The organism is Gardnerella sp. CCPDSM (genome assembly GCF_056754715.1).
On record NZ_JBQEQO010000030.1, the window covers coordinates 1 to 1,201 of the forward strand.

Annotated in this window: 1 protein-coding gene; it reads right to left on the bottom strand. The window is 32.3% G+C overall.

Translation table 11 applies throughout. The annotated features are described in order from the left end of the window. Positions 1 to 101 precede the first annotated feature (101 nt). Positions 102 to 869 (bottom strand): hypothetical protein, encoded by a 768-nt coding sequence (locus ACTJLE_RS06305; protein ID WP_481267885.1) that lies wholly within the window; start codon positions 867 to 869, stop codon positions 102 to 104. Positions 870 to 1,201: the final 332 nt, after the last annotated feature.

The window sequence follows — 1,201 nt, forward strand, 5'->3', positions numbered from 1 at the left end:
CTCTTATATAAAGAAGCGACCAAGATTTTCTTGGTCGCTTCATGTTCGTATAACACTCATATAATACCTAAAGAACTAGCTTTACAGTTAAATAATCCACCTTACTTGTATGCTCTTCCATTTAAGGAAACTAGAGAATCAAATAATTGTGTTTCATCTAGAATACTCTCAGTTGGAGTTCTTTCCGTTATTGCAAGTTCTTTATACTTACTAGTAATTCCCTTAACAGCTTCTAATATCGATGGTTTAGAAACTTTGGAATCACTTTTCCTATACTCTTTAATTAAATCAGAAACTGCAAAAATCCCTAATTCCTTAAATTTCTGAGTTCGGTCATGATCATTCAAAGTTTCATTATTACTGATTCTTTCAACATTAAACCTTGTATTGTTTACTTTTTCGTCATAAGCCATCCTAAACTCTAACGAATTTTTCCAACCATAGTCAGAATTGTAAACAAACTTTTCACCAGTTATGTCTTCAATAGCCATAGCTAGAATATATTCATAGCATCCAGCATCTCTACTATCATAAATAGCATCGTAAAGAGGTTTAATTGCCTTCAGTCCCAGTTTCAATATTCTTTGATAGTTTTTAGAATTCCTAATAAACTTTCCTGGATGTGCCTGCATAGCCACTTGTGGATTAGTCTTCGTCTCAGTTTCTAATTCCACCCTCAACTTATTCATGGCTCCCTTTATATCATCTAACTTTTCAGCATAAGCCACATTTACAGGCATCAATTTATGAGCTATATTCCCACTATTCTTTGATGCTTGATTATTTCCAATAATAAAAATTCCAGAAGATACAAATAGAACCAATAAAAGTAAAGTTCCTAGCGAAATATACATTTTTTTCTTAGACATAGTATTACGCCTCCTAGAATTCTATATTCTTAATTCGCTGTATACTCTCATAGTGTAGGATATTATCTTAGTTAAGTATCCATAGAGATTAGATTCTATTTTTCGCTTAACGTTAAGATAATTCGTTATGTCTTCGTTGCCTAAATGATTCATTCACTGTCTAAACAGTTATAATAAAATAATATTAATATAACATGTTATATTAATATTATCAAGACACAAATTCAGCTTAATCACCTAACTTATTTCTACCAATTACAGTGAACGCTCCAGCACGGTTAAGCGGGAGCATGTTACCGTTAATCAAATACAAGTCACCACCCTCACAGGCG